The organism is Acinetobacter sp. AS5 (assembly GCF_048957595.1).
In the GTDB taxonomy this organism is placed as follows: domain Bacteria; phylum Pseudomonadota; class Gammaproteobacteria; order Pseudomonadales; family Moraxellaceae; genus Acinetobacter.
The window spans coordinates 28,554-42,921 of sequence record NZ_JARDAL010000006.1 but is presented as its reverse complement, the minus strand read 5'-3'; the positions used below and the strand labels follow the sequence as shown (position 1 = coordinate 42,921).

Here is a 14,368-nt window from a genome sequence, read left to right as displayed (position 1 = left end):
GCAAAATCGACCACGCTCATGTGGTCGATTTTGTTCAGTCATAAGGAAAAATGAATGAATACCAAGAAACCTAATAAAGTTCTGGCTCCTTTAGTCATTGCAGGAATTACGCTTGGCTTTTTTACCGCTGCCTATCGATTTATTTTTGTGAAGAGTAAACAGGAAGAGCAGTCTGAGCGAGAGCTGGAGAAGAAAATACCAGAGACAGACGAATTTAACTGAGAATAAAATTCTGCTCAGTCACTAGGAATAGAATTTTCTTTTTAAAAAATATAGAATATTCAAATGAATACCAAAATGATTTTGGTATTTTTCTTGCATTAAAAATATAAAGAAAAGGAGATCAACACGATGTGGAAAGCACTACAACATAAATTCATGGCATCTTCAGCAGATAACTTGACGCTATGTCTGCGAGAAGCGCAGAAAATGCAGCTGACGATTGACCGTTTAACAAATACGGCCAATCTCAACCTGTTTAAAACAGATTATCTGGAATGAATAAAGTATCAATCCAGATCATCTATTGATTAAACATATTCCGATGCGGCATGTGCCGATGACCATGCCCATTGGAAATTATAACCGCCCAAATGTCCGGTAACATCCAGTACTTCACCAATAAAATACAAGCCTTTCTGCTTTTTACTTTCCATGGTTTTTGAGGATACTTCAGTGGTATCTACACCACCCAAAGTCACCTCCGCTGTACGGTAGCCTTCAGTTCCTGAAGGTTTCACTTCAAAGCCATGCAGACGTGCCGCAATCTGTTCCAGTTTGTCATCGCTGATATTACCAATGGCAGTTTCAGCGCTTTCAGTCCAGATCAGACTTTGTAATTCAGCCACCACACTTTTCGGTAAATATTCATTCAGTAGTGTACGCAGCAAGACTTTGGGCTGACTTTGTTTTTTCGTTTTAAAGAAATCCAGTAAATCTACACTCGGTAAGAAATCGACCTTAAAGCTCTGACCGACATTCCAGTAGTTGGAAAGTTGCAGGGAACTTGGCCCACTCAAACCGCGATGGGTAAACAATAGCGCTTCGGTAAAGCTATTAAGCTCATTCGAGAGAGTTGCTTCTACGGCATTACCGCTTAAGCGCGTGGTGACTTCTTTAAATCCGTCAGAGAAGGTAAATGGAACCAGTCCGGCACGGGTTGGATAGACGTGATGTCCAAACTGTTTTGCAATCTCATAGCCAATGCCTGAACCGCCAAGTGTAGGAATCGATAAACCACCGGATGCCACGACGACAGATTCAACTTCAAAGTATCCTAGTGAGGTCGCCACTTGAAAGCCTTGATCATCGACTGGATTGACTGCTTTCACTTCGCAGCTGGTTTTGATATCGACCAGACCGGTTTTGTCACATTCCGCCAGCAGCATCGACAAGATATCTTTTGCACCATTTAAGGTAAACAGCTGCCCATGTTTGCGCTCTTCATAGGCAATGCCGTATTCACATACCAAGCCGATAAAGTCCCAGTTGGTATAACGCGTTAAAGCTGAAATCACAAAATGTGGATTGTGTGAAATGTAATTGCTCGGTTCGACTTCCAGATTGGTGAAATTACATTTACCACCGCCAGACATCAGGATTTTTTTGCCAACCTTATTGGCTTTTTCCACCACCACGACTTTACGCCCACGTTGCGCAGCCATATACGCCGTCATTAAACCTGAGGCACCGGCACCTATGACTAGAACATCGTATTGCTTGGAAGACATCACACACTCAAGGGAGAAGAAAAGGGAAGCATTATAGACAATTTTATTTCAGCTTTCTCTATTCCAGAAAAATCAGTTCCGTGATTGCAGATTCGCAGTGGATTTTAAACATAAAATATTTGAAAGCTGTCTAAAACTCATGCATAGTTTTTGTACAAACTAAAAACATAATAACAAGGAAAAGCGAATGGCAAGCGCGGAAGATTTAAAACAATATAATCTGATTACTTATATTCTTTATATTTTAGGATTTTTTCTTGGTCTGACCCCATTTATTGCGATTGTGATGAATTATATCAAGCGTGATGAAATGCGCGGTACCTGGCTGGAAAGTCATGTCGACTGGCAAATTAAAACCTTCTGGATCAGTTTGCTGGGCTATATCGTCGGTGGCTTATTAACCGTGATCTTGATTGGCTTCCTGATCGTATTTCTGGTCTTTATCTGGCATATCTACCGCTTGGTCAAAGGGTCAATTGCCTTAAATAACAATCAACCGATTGAAGCTTAATTTGCTATAAAATCAAAGGGAATATGACGGCCTTGCAGACCACCACTATGAATCACCAATAGTTTTGATCCAGCCGGAAAATAATTTTTCTCGATTAGATCAAAAATCCCCATCAGCATTTTGGCGGTATAGACTTGCTCCAGTGGAATTGAAAATTCAGCTTCAAAATCCCGGATAAACTGCATCAAGGCTGCACTGGTTTTGGCATAGCCACCACAACAATAATCATCGAGAATATTCCAGTTAGTTTTATTCGTTAGTTGGGCGATTTCATCTTTTAAAAATGAACCTTTCAGTGCAGAAAATCCTAAAAGCTGTTGATGCGCGTGACTGGCTTCGATCAATCCGCTGATGGTGCCGCCAGTGCCTACTGCACAACAAATGACATCAAATTGCGCATCATTTTCTTTTAAAATTTCCTGACAACCTCGAATCGCTAAAGCATTGGTTCCACCTTCAGGAATCACATAATGCTCAGGAAATTGTCGAGCGAGTTCAGTCAGATACTCAGGCTGTTGTTTACGCCGATATTCATCACGATTGACGAAATGCAATTGCATCCCGAATTGTTGGGCGGTGGCTAATGTTGGATTCAATGGTCGATCAGCCAGTTCTTCACCCCGAATCACTCCAACACTCTGAAAACCAAACTGCTGTGCGGCAAATGCAGTGGCGGCAATATGATTGGAGTAGGCGCCTCCAAAACTCAGAATATGCTGATAACCCTGTCTTTTGGCTTCAAGAAAATTGTATTTCAGTTTAAAAAACTTGTTGCCCGAGATTTGCGGATGCACCAGATCCAGACGACGTATTATTAAAGTAATATCGTGAAAACTAATCTGTTGATCTGGAATATTTTGGGCAATGGTTTCAAACATAAAAGTTCGCAAAGTTTATGAAGGAGGCATTATAGCGGAAGTGCTAAAAATCAGAGCTTTTGAATAGGCAATAGCGAGCTGATCGCTGTCGAATTGGTTGTAGATTGTCACAAATATTCTGCTGATAATTTAAATAACAATGCTAATCTAAACAGAGGAAACCCTGAGGAGGGTAGAATAATGAAAATATTATCCTATGCTGTGTGGGTCGGCATGCTGCTCAGTCTGTCGGGCTGTGATGATGCGATGAATAAACCTAAAACAGAAACCCGCACCATGATTATTGGTGGCGTACCTGTACATGAGCAGGATTATCAACTGCTAGACAAGCATTTGAGTGCTCAGGATCAGTTAAAACCTTAAGTAATTGCCATAGTTAAAATTCATGATAAATCCAGAAATTTTTACAGCAAATCGTCAGGTTTTTGCTTAAAATAGCCCTTCAATTTTTAAGTCAGGTTATCTCGTGGAATCATTCTGGATTTTAGGTTCGATTGCTTTTGCCCTGATGTTAGGCGCAATGAGTCCCGGGCCAACTTCTATTTATGTAGCAAAAAATTCAATTGCCATTTCACGTAAACATGGTTTATTTACTGCATTGGGTACTGGTCTCGGTGCAGCGATTTTTGGTCTGCTGGCAGTACTGGGTTTGCAGGCATTTTTGCTGGCTGTACCTTCGGCTTATCTGGCCTTAAAAATTTGTGGTGGTTTATATTTGCTTTGGCTGGCGTTTAAAATTATTAAACATGCCAAAGATCCGATCGAAGCGGATGTCGCCATTGCCAAACAGATGTCTTTACGCCGTGCCTTTACCACAGGTTTAATTACACAGTTGTCCAATCCTAAAATTGCGATTGTGCTTGCCAGTATTTTTACCGCGTTATTGCCCAAAGAAATTCCAACGTATTTTTATTTTGTTTTACCTGTCTTATGTTTCTTTATTGATGCGGGCTGGTGTTCACTGGTCGCAGTTGCATTATCTGCGGAAAAGCCACGTCGTGTTTATTTGAAGTTTAAAGCTTTGTTTGACCGCGCCGCAGGCGCAGTTATGACGGTACTTGGTTTAAAACTGATCTTTGGTATGAAGTAATTATCTCGTATAGACGTGCTGCTTATAAATAAAAAAAGCCGCTAGCCCTAGAGGCTTTTTTTATATCCATTAAAAAGTATTTTCTTCCGAATTAGCAGAAATACGATGAATCGACAGGTCTGCACCGTTGAACTCTTCTTCCTCAGTCAGGCGAATACCCATCAAAACCTTAAGCAGGCCATACACCAAAAAACCACCCGCCAAAGCAATGACAATCGCCAGCACCGTACCTGTGAGTTGTGAAATTAAAGACACTCCTCCCATTCCTCCGAGCCATTGCTGACCGAAAATACCCACAGCTAATCCACCAAAAGCACCACAAACGCCATGTAAAGGCCAGACTCCCAATACGTCATCCACTTTGAGTTTATTTTGGGTATAGGTAAAGAATTTCACAAAAATAATACCGGCGCTGATCCCGATAAAAAAAGCACCCAAGGGATGAACGACATCTGATCCGGCACAAATCGCCACCAGACCTGCTAAAGGACCATTATGCAGGAAGCCCGGGTCATCTTTCCCCGCAACTTTGGCTGCTATTGTTCCACCGACCATGGCCATCAAAGAGTTAATAGCGATCAGCCCAGAAATGGCATCCAGCCGCTGCGCGCTCATGACATTGAAACCGAACCATCCAACAATCAGAATCCAGGAGCCTAAAGCCAAAAAAGGAATTGATGAAGGAGGATGCGCGGTGATCCGGCCATCTTTTTTGTAACGGCCATGACGCGCACCAAGTAGGATTATTGCGGCCAGTGCGATCCAGCCGCCCATTGCATGAACGACAACTGAGCCGGCAAAATCATGAAAACTTGCACCAAATGCATGGGTCAGCCAATCCTGAAAACCAAGGTTGCCATTCCAGATCATACCCTCAAAAAACGGATAGATCAGCGCAACCAGAAATAATGTCGCTAAAGCCTGTGAACGCATTTTGGCACGCTCTGCAATCCCTCCAGAGATAATCGCTGGAATTGCTGCAGCAAAAGTCAACAGGAAAAAACAGCGCATCAGATTGTAGCCATGATCGGCAGACAAGGTTGCAGCATCATGGAAAAAGTGCTGACCGTAGGCAATATAGTAGCCCACTAAAAAATAGGCGATGGCGGAGATGGCAAAGTCGGTTAGAATTTTACTTAGGGCATTGACCTGGTTTTTATGTCGAACTGTTCCAAGCTCTAAAAAAGCAAATCCAGCATGCATGGCAAGCACTAGAACTGCACCGAGAAGAAGAAATAATAAGTCTATATTTTGCATGGTGCGTTCCAATTTAGTGCGCGGGATCACAAAAGAAAATCAGTATATAGAGGCAAATTGATTGTAGAAGAGGGCTAAGCAAGGGAAATTTTGATGAAGAATTTCTTGAAATTGATAAGACTCGATATAATGCACGTTGCTATTTTTTTGCACCAAACTAAGACATAGCAAGAGTTCATAAAATTCAAATTTATATTATATTTTTAGGCGTTTATATTTATCGTAAGAAAAACGGTGCTAAAAAAGCATGCTAAAGGTGCACGTGAAAAATGAAAGATTTTTAAGAAAAAATTTAAAGATAAACGAAATCATAGCTTTTAAATCTCAACGCGTCATTCAAGTTTTAAATTTACCAAGTCATAGGGAATCTGGCTGAAGGATATTTAAAATAAATAAAACCCTAAAAAATTAGGGTTTCATGCTTAGATAAAATTATTGAAGTATTCAATTAATCTTTAAAATGTACCGGAATCCATTGATAGCTTTTATTGTCTTTAGAATAAATATGTCCAATTCCCGGAAATGGCAAATGTGGTGCCGCTATCGTCTGACCGTTTTTCGCATATTCAGCAAAATATTTTAAGCGGGTTTCGATCGCCTTTTGTGGATCGACATCGAAGTCAACGCCGGTCTGTTAGCGATCAAACTGAAGCGTATGTGAATGCACAATATCCCCAATAAATACCATCTGCTGACCTTGTGATTTTAAGCTAAAACCAAAATGCCCCGGTGTATGTCCAGCCGAACTGATGACATCGAAAGCATGGATTTTATTGCCAGTTTTAAAGGTTTTGAGCTGATTCTTGGCCTGATAGGGTGCAATGGCTTTCTTGATTTTATCGACTGTGCCCAAAAAACCTGCCTGCTTGGCTTTTGATAATTTTTCTACCGTTTTGGGATTCATCCAGAAATCCAGTTCAGCTTGAGATACATAAATGTTGGCATTAGGGAAATTGGCAATACCGTTATTACTGATACCGCATACATGGTCAGGATGTAAATGCGTGAGCAGGATGGCATTCACCTGTTCAGGTTTATGCCCTGAAGCCTGTAAATTGGAATACACTGAACCTAGGTGTGGACCATTACAGCTTGAAGTTCCGCTATCGACCAGAACCAGTTCTTTGGCTGTATTGACCAGAAAGGCATTCACAGATGTCTGGATGCCTTTGGCCTGATCAACGTAGTATTTTTTCAAGATCTGATCGGCTTGGGCTGCTGGAATATCTTTAAATAAGGCTTTGGACAGATAATTGCTACCATCCAGTAGGGCAGTAATCTGGTAATCCCCGAAGTTATGTTGATAATAACCGGGAACCTGTTTTTGTTGTTGGGTGCTAGAAACGGTTTGTGCATGTGTTTGAAAGATACCCGCCATTGAACCTATAGCAAGCAGTGAAATGATGAGAGAAGAGGTGAAGTATTTCATGGCTATTCTTATGTAATTAAAGTCAATTCCATGTATTAGCACGGATGTTAGCAAAAAAAGAATATGAATATATTTACCATTTTTAAAAATAGAAGTGCTGATTTGGCATCTGTACTAAAAATTCAGTCTGAATCTGTATATTGATTTTTTGAAAGTTAAGAACCTGTTTTTCATTAAAATATTATTATAAATAAAATGCTTAGATATATTTCACTTTTTATGAAAAGCTCGTTAACATGGGGTATTACGAACAAGCTTTGGGTGTCGCGATGAGTTTTTGGAAAAGAAAAAACAATGCCAGCTTTGTATTTTTCATTATTACCTTATATTCACTACTTGGTTTTGGACTGGGCTATGTGATTTGGGAATTTGTGTTGCAAGGCTAAGTGACCCAGCAATAAAAAAGCCTCTAGAGATAGAGGTTTTTTTATATTTATAACTTATTTAGCACATTCAGGCTGAGAACGGTCAATCACTTGAGTGCCTTCTACACGATAGCCAATCTGACCAATAATAAATGCTTGATTAAGTTGAGTAATTACCACATCAGAAAGTGCAACAGCACAACGGTCTTTTTCAATTGCGCGATCTACTGCTGTTTTGAAGTTAGGAATACCAAGTGGGAATAAAATCACAGGAACTTTATCTTCACCTTTAACACGTTCACCTTTCACAAACTGGTTTGAGTTTAGGTTGTAGTTTTTAGTAGATGCAACTGTCATGTCAGCCATACGTACCGAACAACCTGTAAATGCAATTGTAGACATCGCTAGAACTGAAACTAATAATTTTTTCATGCTTACCCCGAATAATTATAAAAGAATAAAAAAGCGCATTGATTTTATATTGAAAATATTAAAAATCAAGAAAGTAAATTTAACTGATGATATAAAAAAGCCCCTACATACGTAGAGGCTTTTCTTTTCTCAAAACCTAAACTTAAGACACTTTATCACCCGGTTTAGCACCAGATTCAGGTGAAATCACCCAAACACCGTCGCCATTACCCGCAGCTAGCACCATACCGTTTGAAATACCAAAACGCATCTTACGTGGTGCGAGGTTCGCCACCATCACTACCAATTTGCCTTTTAAGTCTTCAGGTTGGTAGAACTCACGAATACCGCTGAACACATTACGTGGCTCAGCCTCACCAACGTTTAAAGTGAGTTGAAGCAGTTTGTCAGAACCTTCAACTGTAGCTGCTTCCAAAACTTCAGCGACACGCAGGTCAACTTTCATAAAATCATCAATATTAATGATTTCGGCTTCGCCGACTTTAGGTTCAGCTTTCTTTTCTACCTTCTTCTCTTTTTTCTTTTCAGCTTTAGCAGGTTCAGCAGCAGAGGCAGCTAAAGAATCTTTAGATGCATCGACCATGGCAGCAACCGCTTTTGGATCTACACGTTGCATCAATGGTTGGAACAATGCAATTTCATGACCCACTAGAATGGTTTCGCGAGAAGCAAAATCGAAGCTTTCAAGTTGCAAGAAATCTTGAACCTGTTGAGCCAAAGTTGGCAATACAGGCGCTAAATACACTGCCAATTGACGGAACAGGTTGATTCCCACAGAACATACATCATGAACCTGTTGTTCCTGACCTTCCTGTTTCGCAAGTGCCCAAGGCTTTTTCTCATCGATGTACTGGTTGGCTTTGTCTGCCAGCGCCATGATTTCACGAATTGCCGCAGAGAATTCACGTGCTTCATAAGCCTGAGCAATTGAGCTCCCGGCATCAATAAAGCTTTGTACCAATTCAGGTTCAGCACATGTAGTGCTTAACTTGTTATCAAATTTGGTGTTGATGAATTTTGCACAACGGCTGGCAATATTCACGACTTTACCGACTAGGTCTGAATTCACTTTTTGTACAAAGTCATCCAGGTTCAAGTCAGAATCTTCAACTTTGTCAGAAAGTTTAGAAGCAAAGTAATAACGTAAATATTCTGGGTTTAAATGCTCTAAATAGGTTTCAGCTTTAATGAAGGTACCACGAGATTTCGACATTTTCTGACCATTTACAGTCAAGAACCCATTTACGAATAAACCTGATGGCGTACGGTAATTTGCACCTTCAAGCATTGCCGGCCAGAACAAGGCATGGAAATAGACAATGTCTTTACCAATGAAGTGATAGACCTCATTTTCAGAGTCTTTTTTCCAGAAATCGTCAAAATTCAATTCAGGACGTTTGGTTTTGATGTAGTTTTCAAAACTCGACATATAACCAATCGGTGCATCAACCCAAACATAGAAATATTTGTTTGGGGCATCCGGAATTTCAAAACCGAAGTATGGCGCATCACGTGAGATGTCCCAATCGTTCAAGCCATTTTCAAACCATTCGTCCAGTTTGTTGGCAATGGATACCGGCAGGCGACCTTCATCACGGGTCCATTTTTGCAGGTATTCACCAAAATTTGGTAATTTAAAGAAATAATGATCAGATGATTTTTCGACTGGAGTTGCACCACTTAGAGTTGAATGCGGATTCAACAATTCTGTCGCATTATAAGTTGCACCGCAGACTTCACATGAGTCGCCGTACTGATCTTCCGCCTTACATTTCGGGCAGGTGCCTTTAATGAAACGGTCTGACAGGAACATGCCTTTTTCAGGATCAAAAAGCTGGGTCACCGGGCGAACAGCAATATTGCCAGCATCGCGGTTTTTCACATAGATTTCAGACGCACGGGCACGGTTGGTATCGCTATGCGTAGAATCATAATGATCGAAATGCACACCGAAACCGTCAAAGTCACGAATGTGTTCTTTTTGCACATTGGCAATTTGCGCTTCAGGTGAAATGCCATTCGCTTCGGCACGCAGCATGATCGCAGTTCCGTGAGCATCATCCGCACAGACATAAGTCACATCATGACCCATCGCACGCATCGCACGTACCCAAATATCAGCTTGGATATAACCGAGTAGGTGACCCATATGAATCGGGCCGTTGGCGTATGGAAGGGCGTTAGTGACTAAGATATTACGCACGGATATGACTCTCTCATTCGTATATTATGCAAGGTGGATGATTTTACCTGAGATAAGCAAAAGTTGCATAAGGCTTTTAGTGAATTATTCAAAATTGCTGATAGCGTTGTCATTAACTCGGTTTAATCAGATAATCTTTTTATATTTCAATGAAAAATAATAACAGATTAAAGAATGATTAATTTTTTTAAAAATGCGTTAAAAATTTTTCTGTATCTTGTACTTTTGCCATGCACTTTATTTGCGATTTGTTTCATTATCAATTTAAAAATCGTAGATGATCAGCAACATCAAAAAAGGTTAGATGATTCTGTTTTAGCGGATCGTGAACAATTTCCGAATTTACCTGATCCCATTTTTTATTTTAGTCGCCATCATGGTGGTGATTGGGGTGTGTGGGTAAGGGTTTATCTACTCAATGATAAAACCAAACAAGCATTTCTAAAGCAATGGAAGTATGGTGAAGCCAAGACCGTTGAGCATATTGAATGTATTCAATCGACGGTAAAGAAACGTTGGAAAACATGGCATTCTAATATTCATTATGTTGTTTCGGATCCGTGGTTTAAGTTGCCTAGACAAGAAAGAGTTCGAGATTCATTCATTGTTTTTGGTTTAGAAAAACAGATTAAAACCGTTGAACAGGCATGTCAGGAACCCATGTTTAAAAAGATTGAGAAAGCCAAACCTTACTATAATAATTATTGGGCAATCGCTGAAAAACAAAAGTTATTGTTGAGCGTAAATGGTTTTTATTAAAATCAGGAATGATTGAGTTTAGTTAAATCGTTAAAACATCCGACTTAGCACTACGAGCCAAGCAAGAATCGTGGATAATAGTGCGCTATTGCATTTATTAAAAGAGTAAGCCGTCCATGATCGAATACGACGACTATGAAGATGACCAACCAGTGACACGCATTAAGCAAAATGCTGCGAGTCAAAAACAATTGGGCAGTCAGATTTTAAAAGATGCAAAAGCTTATCTTGAAGGCATCTCGGCAGATGAACATACACTTTTAATTAAAACCTTATCGGGCTTGGCAGAGCAAGATGCTTACTTCCAAGTGCTTGTAGATCAGCTGGATCAACCGATTGGGGCAAAGTTTGCCAATGATGCTTTAAACCTCATGCATTTTTGGCCAACCATTCACCAGTTTGAAGATGTTGAGCAATTTAATTTACTCGATATGATCAATAGCGAATATTTCCAAACTGAAATGCTCAAAGCCTTTGATGCGCTAGAGATTGAAGAAAATATTAAAGCCAAGCGCCGTTTGGTGCTGCTTGAAAGCTTGAAAATGTACAAGCTTGGTTTTTACAGCGGTTGTATTCCCAATGTCTATGCACAGCTTGAAGGCATTTTGACGGATATTCTGATCAAAACAGGTTTTTTAAAGCAAAATAGCACCAAGTTTGTCGATGTTTATAAAATCGTACCGGGTTTAAAAGGCAATGAAATTAAAAGCCTGTGGCATAAGTCCAAAATCGCGATTGAACTGAATCCGTATTTTGCTGAACTTGCTGCCTATAAAATGGATTCAAGCTCGAATGTGACCATGACCCGTCACAACATGCTACATGGCACAGATGTAGACAATTTCAATCAAGCACGCAGCTTCATTCTGTTTATATGGTTGTTCTCTGCGGTCAGCTTTATGAGTACTTTGCGTGCCTAACGTGAAGCAATGTCTCATGATAAATTTGCATTCTATAAACAGCTGATGTGGATTGGCAACATGCGCCCTTTAGCTTTGAAAATTACGCCATGACGGAATTTGAATTAGCAGGGTAGAAGTGTGCTGACAGAATTGCAAAGAAATACTTTGCTGAAACCCTGCGAATAGATGGACTTGGACAGCCCGAATACAAAAGCCCGCATTATCTTTAGCATAGAGCTTTTCAATACGGATTTGACTCATCTCATGCTACATCCTGCAAACAATAGCAACAACATGTACAGGCTTTGTTGCAGTTTGCTTACTTCGCCCGATTCGCGTGATGCTTTGTGCTAAAAAATGGCTGATTGTTTATATGATATGCCTAAGGAGGGTACCTCATGACTCAGCAGAACCAAAACAATATGTCGAAGCAAAATCAAGATAAAGAACAACATGCACGCGAATTGAATGATCAGCTTGCTAAAGAGCAAAAGCAAAACGAGATAGATAAACAGCATAATCAGGAACATAAGAACGGGCAAAGTGCCCAGACCCATGCTAATCAGAAGTCTGATACCCAGCATAACGGTAAAGATGAAAATGCTGAGCAATCAACGCAAAAAGACAGTTCTCAAGAGAATCAGTCCGATAAAAAAACTGAAAGCTTTAAGATGGATGACTTAAAAGCCAAAGCGATAGCGATTGGGGAAGAGCTATTGCAAAAAGGTGAAAAGCTTCTGAATGAGCTGAAACATGGAAAATCTGACAACCAGCAAAATGATGAGCAAGGTTCGGATGATGCGAAAAAGACCAAAGCGGATCATACATCTCAAGATAAATCATCTAACAAGTCAGATAAACAGAATGCTAAAGATGGTCAGACCGATCAGCAGGCAGGTATGGCAAATTTAAAAGATGAAGCCATGCATAAGTTTGAAGATACCAGACAGAAAATCACAGACTTATTCAGTGAAGCCTCGGTTAAGTTCGCTGAACTGAAACAGATGGCAACTGATACGATGAACAAAATGAAGGATAATCAATCAAAGGAAGGTGATGCTGATCAGCAGCAAGATGCCAAAGATACAGATTCAGAAAGCAACTCTCAGTCTAAAAAGGATGAATCGAAACAAGATCAGGATAAAAATACCAAGGATCAACAGGACAAATCTGAAAACAATAAAAATCATAAATAGTCTGTGATCGTTAAGCCACTTTAATCACAGAAGGTTAAAGTGGCTTAACACGCTCGAGATAAATAAAAAAAATTTATTACATCAAAATAGTCCATCTCTCTTTTCTTTCATTATTTCTATTCACCAAGATTCCATAAAATATTTCACAAAACCGAGTAAAATGGTTGGAAATTGAAGATATCTGTTTCATCTTCTCCAATACAGTGCTTAACCTTCGCCTAAAACCCCGTTAAACTAAGCGATTCAGATGTCGATCTACATTTTTGGAGTAACCTATGTCTTGGCTTTCTTCGCTTAAATCGGTTTTTTCGCCTTCCAAGGAGGTGAACGAAGAAGCTGTGCAAAACGTACTGCAAAACTATATCTTGCCAAATTCCAGCAATGCCTTGAAAGATCGTATTACGCAGGTCAATGTACAGGGTGAGATTCTGCAAATCACTTTGAATACCTATCCAGAAGAAAAAGCGCAGCTGCAACAGATTCATGATGAACTGGCGGAAGCTTTGCAAAAATGTGGTATTCAAGAACTGAATATGCATGTGATTCAGCAGAAAACTGGACATAAGAAAGAAGGGGGTTGCGGGCATAACCATGCTGAAGGTGAAAACTGTTCAAGCGAGCCTAAAGCGGAAGCAAAACCCAATCTTCCCCCTGTGGTTGATGCGTCGGCACAGCCTGCAAAAACAGAAGAAGCTGATCCAAATAATCCACCTATTCAAAAAGCTGCGCCGCAACAGCGTGATGTTCCAAAACACCCAAGGATTCAAAATGTGATTCTGGTGTCATCTGGTAAAGGTGGCGTAGGTAAATCGACCACGACTGTAAATCTGGCTTTGGCTCTACAGAAATTAGGCCTGCGCGTAGGCGTACTAGATGCCGATATTTACGGCCCAAGTATTCCGACTATGCTCGGCAATGCCGGCAAAACGCCAATGATCGAAGCAGAGCAGTTTGTCCCTATCGAAGCCTATGGGATGGCGGTATTATCAATTGGCCATTTAACTGGAGATCACAATACTCCAGTCGCCTGGCGTGGTCCAAAAGCCACGGGTGCATTAATGCAGTTATTCAATCAGACCCTATGGCCAGACCTTGATGTGCTGATGATTGATATGCCACCTGGCACAGGTGATATCCAGTTAACTCTCGCGCAGCGTATTCCGGTGACGGGTGCAGTGATTGTGACGACACCACAAAACGTGGCCTTGCTGGATGCGACCAAAGGCATTGAATTGTTTAACCGCGTGCAGATTCCGATCATGGGCGTGATTGAAAACATGTCGACCCATATCTGCTCAAATTGTGGTTTTGAGGAACAGATTTTTGGTACAGGCGGTGGCGATAAACTGTCTGAGCAATATCAAGTCCCATTATTGGGTCATTTACCTTTGGATGCTAAAATTCGTGAAAATGCCGATGCTGGAACGCCGTCAGTGATCGCGGGAGATGCTGCTGCAGAAAGCTATATGCTGATTGCAGAGAAAATTGCAGCGCAGTTACCTAAAGCAGAGAAAGACCATAGTCGAATTTTTTAATTCTACAGACAATTCAGATATTTAAGCCTTAGCTAAAAGCTAGGGCTTCTTATTTCTTATTTTTAAAATTAGCTCGATTTA

Annotated in this window: 15 protein-coding genes and 1 pseudogene; 10 read left to right on the top strand and 6 right to left on the bottom strand. The window is 40.5% G+C overall.

Translation table 11 applies throughout. The features are described from left to right. Positions 1-54 precede the first annotated feature (54 nt). Together PV763_RS03335 and PV763_RS03330 are read left to right on the top strand one after the other, a co-directional pair. Positions 55-222 carry a hypothetical protein gene (locus tag PV763_RS03335; RefSeq protein ID WP_278357187.1) on the top strand — a complete coding sequence of 56 codons (168 nt, stop codon included), beginning with the start codon at positions 55-57 and terminating at the stop codon, positions 220-222. A gap of 129 nt (positions 223-351) precedes the next feature. Next, positions 352-501: a hypothetical protein gene (locus tag PV763_RS03330; RefSeq protein ID WP_420937338.1), complete on the top strand. Its 150-nt coding sequence runs from the start codon at positions 352-354 to the stop codon at positions 499-501. Positions 502-530: 29 nt separating this feature from the next. Here the strand turns inward: PV763_RS03330 and PV763_RS03325 are convergent, their stop codons facing one another. Further along, on the bottom strand, positions 531-1,730 hold the full coding sequence (locus PV763_RS03325; RefSeq protein ID WP_420937337.1) for an NAD(P)/FAD-dependent oxidoreductase: 1,200 nt from the start codon (positions 1,728-1,730) through the stop codon (positions 531-533). 187 nt (positions 1,731-1,917) lie between these two features. On the opposite strand from PV763_RS03325, the gene PV763_RS03320 reads away from it, so the two are divergent. Further along, complete coding sequence (locus tag PV763_RS03320; RefSeq protein ID WP_005263577.1) at positions 1,918-2,241, top strand: DUF4870 family protein; 324 nt, start codon at positions 1,918-1,920, stop codon at positions 2,239-2,241. On the opposite strand, the gene PV763_RS03315 is transcribed toward PV763_RS03320, so the two are convergent. Beyond that, a complete protein-coding gene (locus PV763_RS03315) occupies positions 2,238-3,119 on the bottom strand; it encodes a 1-aminocyclopropane-1-carboxylate deaminase/D-cysteine desulfhydrase (RefSeq protein WP_420937336.1) in 882 nt (293 codons plus the stop codon). The two genes, PV763_RS03320 and PV763_RS03315, sit on opposite strands and share 4 nt — an antisense overlap. 180 nt (positions 3,120-3,299) lie before the next feature. Between PV763_RS03315 and PV763_RS03310 the strand changes: the two genes are divergently transcribed. Further along, a complete protein-coding gene (locus PV763_RS03310) occupies positions 3,300-3,482 on the top strand; it encodes an NF038215 family lipoprotein (protein ID WP_085064447.1) in 183 nt (60 codons plus the stop codon). A gap of 103 nt (positions 3,483-3,585) precedes the next feature. Continuing rightward, a complete protein-coding gene (locus tag PV763_RS03305; RefSeq protein WP_004645862.1) occupies positions 3,586-4,209 on the top strand; it encodes a LysE family translocator in 624 nt (207 codons plus the stop codon). 69 nt (positions 4,210-4,278) lie between these two features. On the opposite strand, the gene PV763_RS03300 is transcribed toward PV763_RS03305, so the two are convergent. Together PV763_RS03300 and PV763_RS03295 are read right to left on the bottom strand one after the other, a co-directional pair. Continuing rightward, on the bottom strand, positions 4,279-5,466 hold the full coding sequence (locus PV763_RS03300) for an ammonium transporter (RefSeq protein WP_253174365.1): 1,188 nt from the start codon (positions 5,464-5,466) through the stop codon (positions 4,279-4,281). A gap of 448 nt (positions 5,467-5,914) precedes the next feature. After that, positions 5,915-6,895 (bottom strand): annotated as a pseudogene (locus PV763_RS03295) (MBL fold metallo-hydrolase). Positions 6,896-7,164: 269 nt separating this feature from the next. Between PV763_RS03295 and PV763_RS03290 the strand changes: the two are divergent. Continuing rightward, positions 7,165-7,281, top strand: a complete 117-nt coding sequence (locus tag PV763_RS03290; protein ID WP_086044934.1) for a hypothetical protein — start codon at positions 7,165-7,167, stop codon at positions 7,279-7,281. Between the two features lie 54 nt (positions 7,282-7,335). On the opposite strand, the gene PV763_RS03285 is transcribed toward PV763_RS03290, so the two are convergent. Next, a complete protein-coding gene (locus PV763_RS03285; protein WP_004280734.1) occupies positions 7,336-7,692 on the bottom strand; it encodes a hypothetical protein in 357 nt (118 codons plus the stop codon). 142 nt (positions 7,693-7,834) lie between these two features. Further along, a complete protein-coding gene (gene metG, locus PV763_RS03280; protein ID WP_253174366.1) occupies positions 7,835-9,895 on the bottom strand; it encodes a methionine--tRNA ligase in 2,061 nt (686 codons plus the stop codon). Positions 9,896-10,069: 174 nt separating this feature from the next. On the opposite strand from metG, the gene PV763_RS03275 reads away from it, so the two are divergent. The 4 genes from PV763_RS03275 to apbC all read left to right on the top strand — a co-directional run bounded on the left by PV763_RS03275 (position 10,070) and on the right by apbC (position 14,287). After that, on the top strand, positions 10,070-10,654 hold the full coding sequence (locus PV763_RS03275; protein ID WP_253174367.1) for a hypothetical protein: 585 nt from the start codon (positions 10,070-10,072) through the stop codon (positions 10,652-10,654). A gap of 116 nt (positions 10,655-10,770) precedes the next feature. After that, entirely contained in the window at positions 10,771-11,574 is an 804-nt protein-coding gene (locus tag PV763_RS03270) for a hypothetical protein (RefSeq protein ID WP_253174368.1), read from the top strand. Between the two features lie 380 nt (positions 11,575-11,954). Further along, positions 11,955-12,752 carry a hypothetical protein gene (locus tag PV763_RS03265; protein WP_420937335.1) on the top strand — a complete coding sequence of 266 codons (798 nt, stop codon included), beginning with the start codon at positions 11,955-11,957 and terminating at the stop codon, positions 12,750-12,752. A gap of 275 nt (positions 12,753-13,027) precedes the next feature. Then, positions 13,028-14,287: an iron-sulfur cluster carrier protein ApbC gene (apbC, locus tag PV763_RS03260; protein ID WP_420937334.1), complete on the top strand. Its 1,260-nt coding sequence runs from the start codon at positions 13,028-13,030 to the stop codon at positions 14,285-14,287. Positions 14,288-14,368 lie beyond the last annotated feature (81 nt).

What these genes read in the sequence shown, in the direction of transcription:
- PV763_RS03335 (WP_278357187.1), top strand. Translation starts at nt 55, where the DNA reads ATGAATACCAAGAAACCTAATAAAGTTCTGGCTCCTTTAGTCATTGCA.
- PV763_RS03330 (WP_420937338.1), top strand. Translation starts at nt 352, where the DNA reads ATGTGGAAAGCACTACAACATAAATTCATGGCATCTTCAGCAGATAAC.
- PV763_RS03325 (WP_420937337.1), bottom strand. Translation starts at nt 1,730, where the DNA reads ATGTCTTCCAAGCAATACGATGTTCTAGTCATAGGTGCCGGTGCCTCA.
- PV763_RS03320 (WP_005263577.1), top strand. Translation starts at nt 1,918, where the DNA reads ATGGCAAGCGCGGAAGATTTAAAACAATATAATCTGATTACTTATATT.
- PV763_RS03315 (WP_420937336.1), bottom strand. Translation starts at nt 3,119, where the DNA reads ATGTTTGAAACCATTGCCCAAAATATTCCAGATCAACAGATTAGTTTT.
- PV763_RS03310 (WP_085064447.1), top strand. Translation starts at nt 3,300, where the DNA reads ATGAAAATATTATCCTATGCTGTGTGGGTCGGCATGCTGCTCAGTCTG.
- PV763_RS03300 (WP_253174365.1), bottom strand. Translation starts at nt 5,466, where the DNA reads ATGCAAAATATAGACTTATTATTTCTTCTTCTCGGTGCAGTTCTAGTG.
- PV763_RS03290 (WP_086044934.1), top strand. Translation starts at nt 7,165, where the DNA reads ATGAGTTTTTGGAAAAGAAAAAACAATGCCAGCTTTGTATTTTTCATT.
- PV763_RS03285 (WP_004280734.1), bottom strand. Translation starts at nt 7,692, where the DNA reads ATGAAAAAATTATTAGTTTCAGTTCTAGCGATGTCTACAATTGCATTT.
- PV763_RS03275 (WP_253174367.1), top strand. Translation starts at nt 10,070, where the DNA reads ATGATTAATTTTTTTAAAAATGCGTTAAAAATTTTTCTGTATCTTGTA.
- PV763_RS03270 (WP_253174368.1), top strand. Translation starts at nt 10,771, where the DNA reads ATGATCGAATACGACGACTATGAAGATGACCAACCAGTGACACGCATT.
- PV763_RS03265 (WP_420937335.1), top strand. Translation starts at nt 11,955, where the DNA reads ATGACTCAGCAGAACCAAAACAATATGTCGAAGCAAAATCAAGATAAA.
- apbC (WP_420937334.1), top strand. Translation starts at nt 13,028, where the DNA reads ATGTCTTGGCTTTCTTCGCTTAAATCGGTTTTTTCGCCTTCCAAGGAG.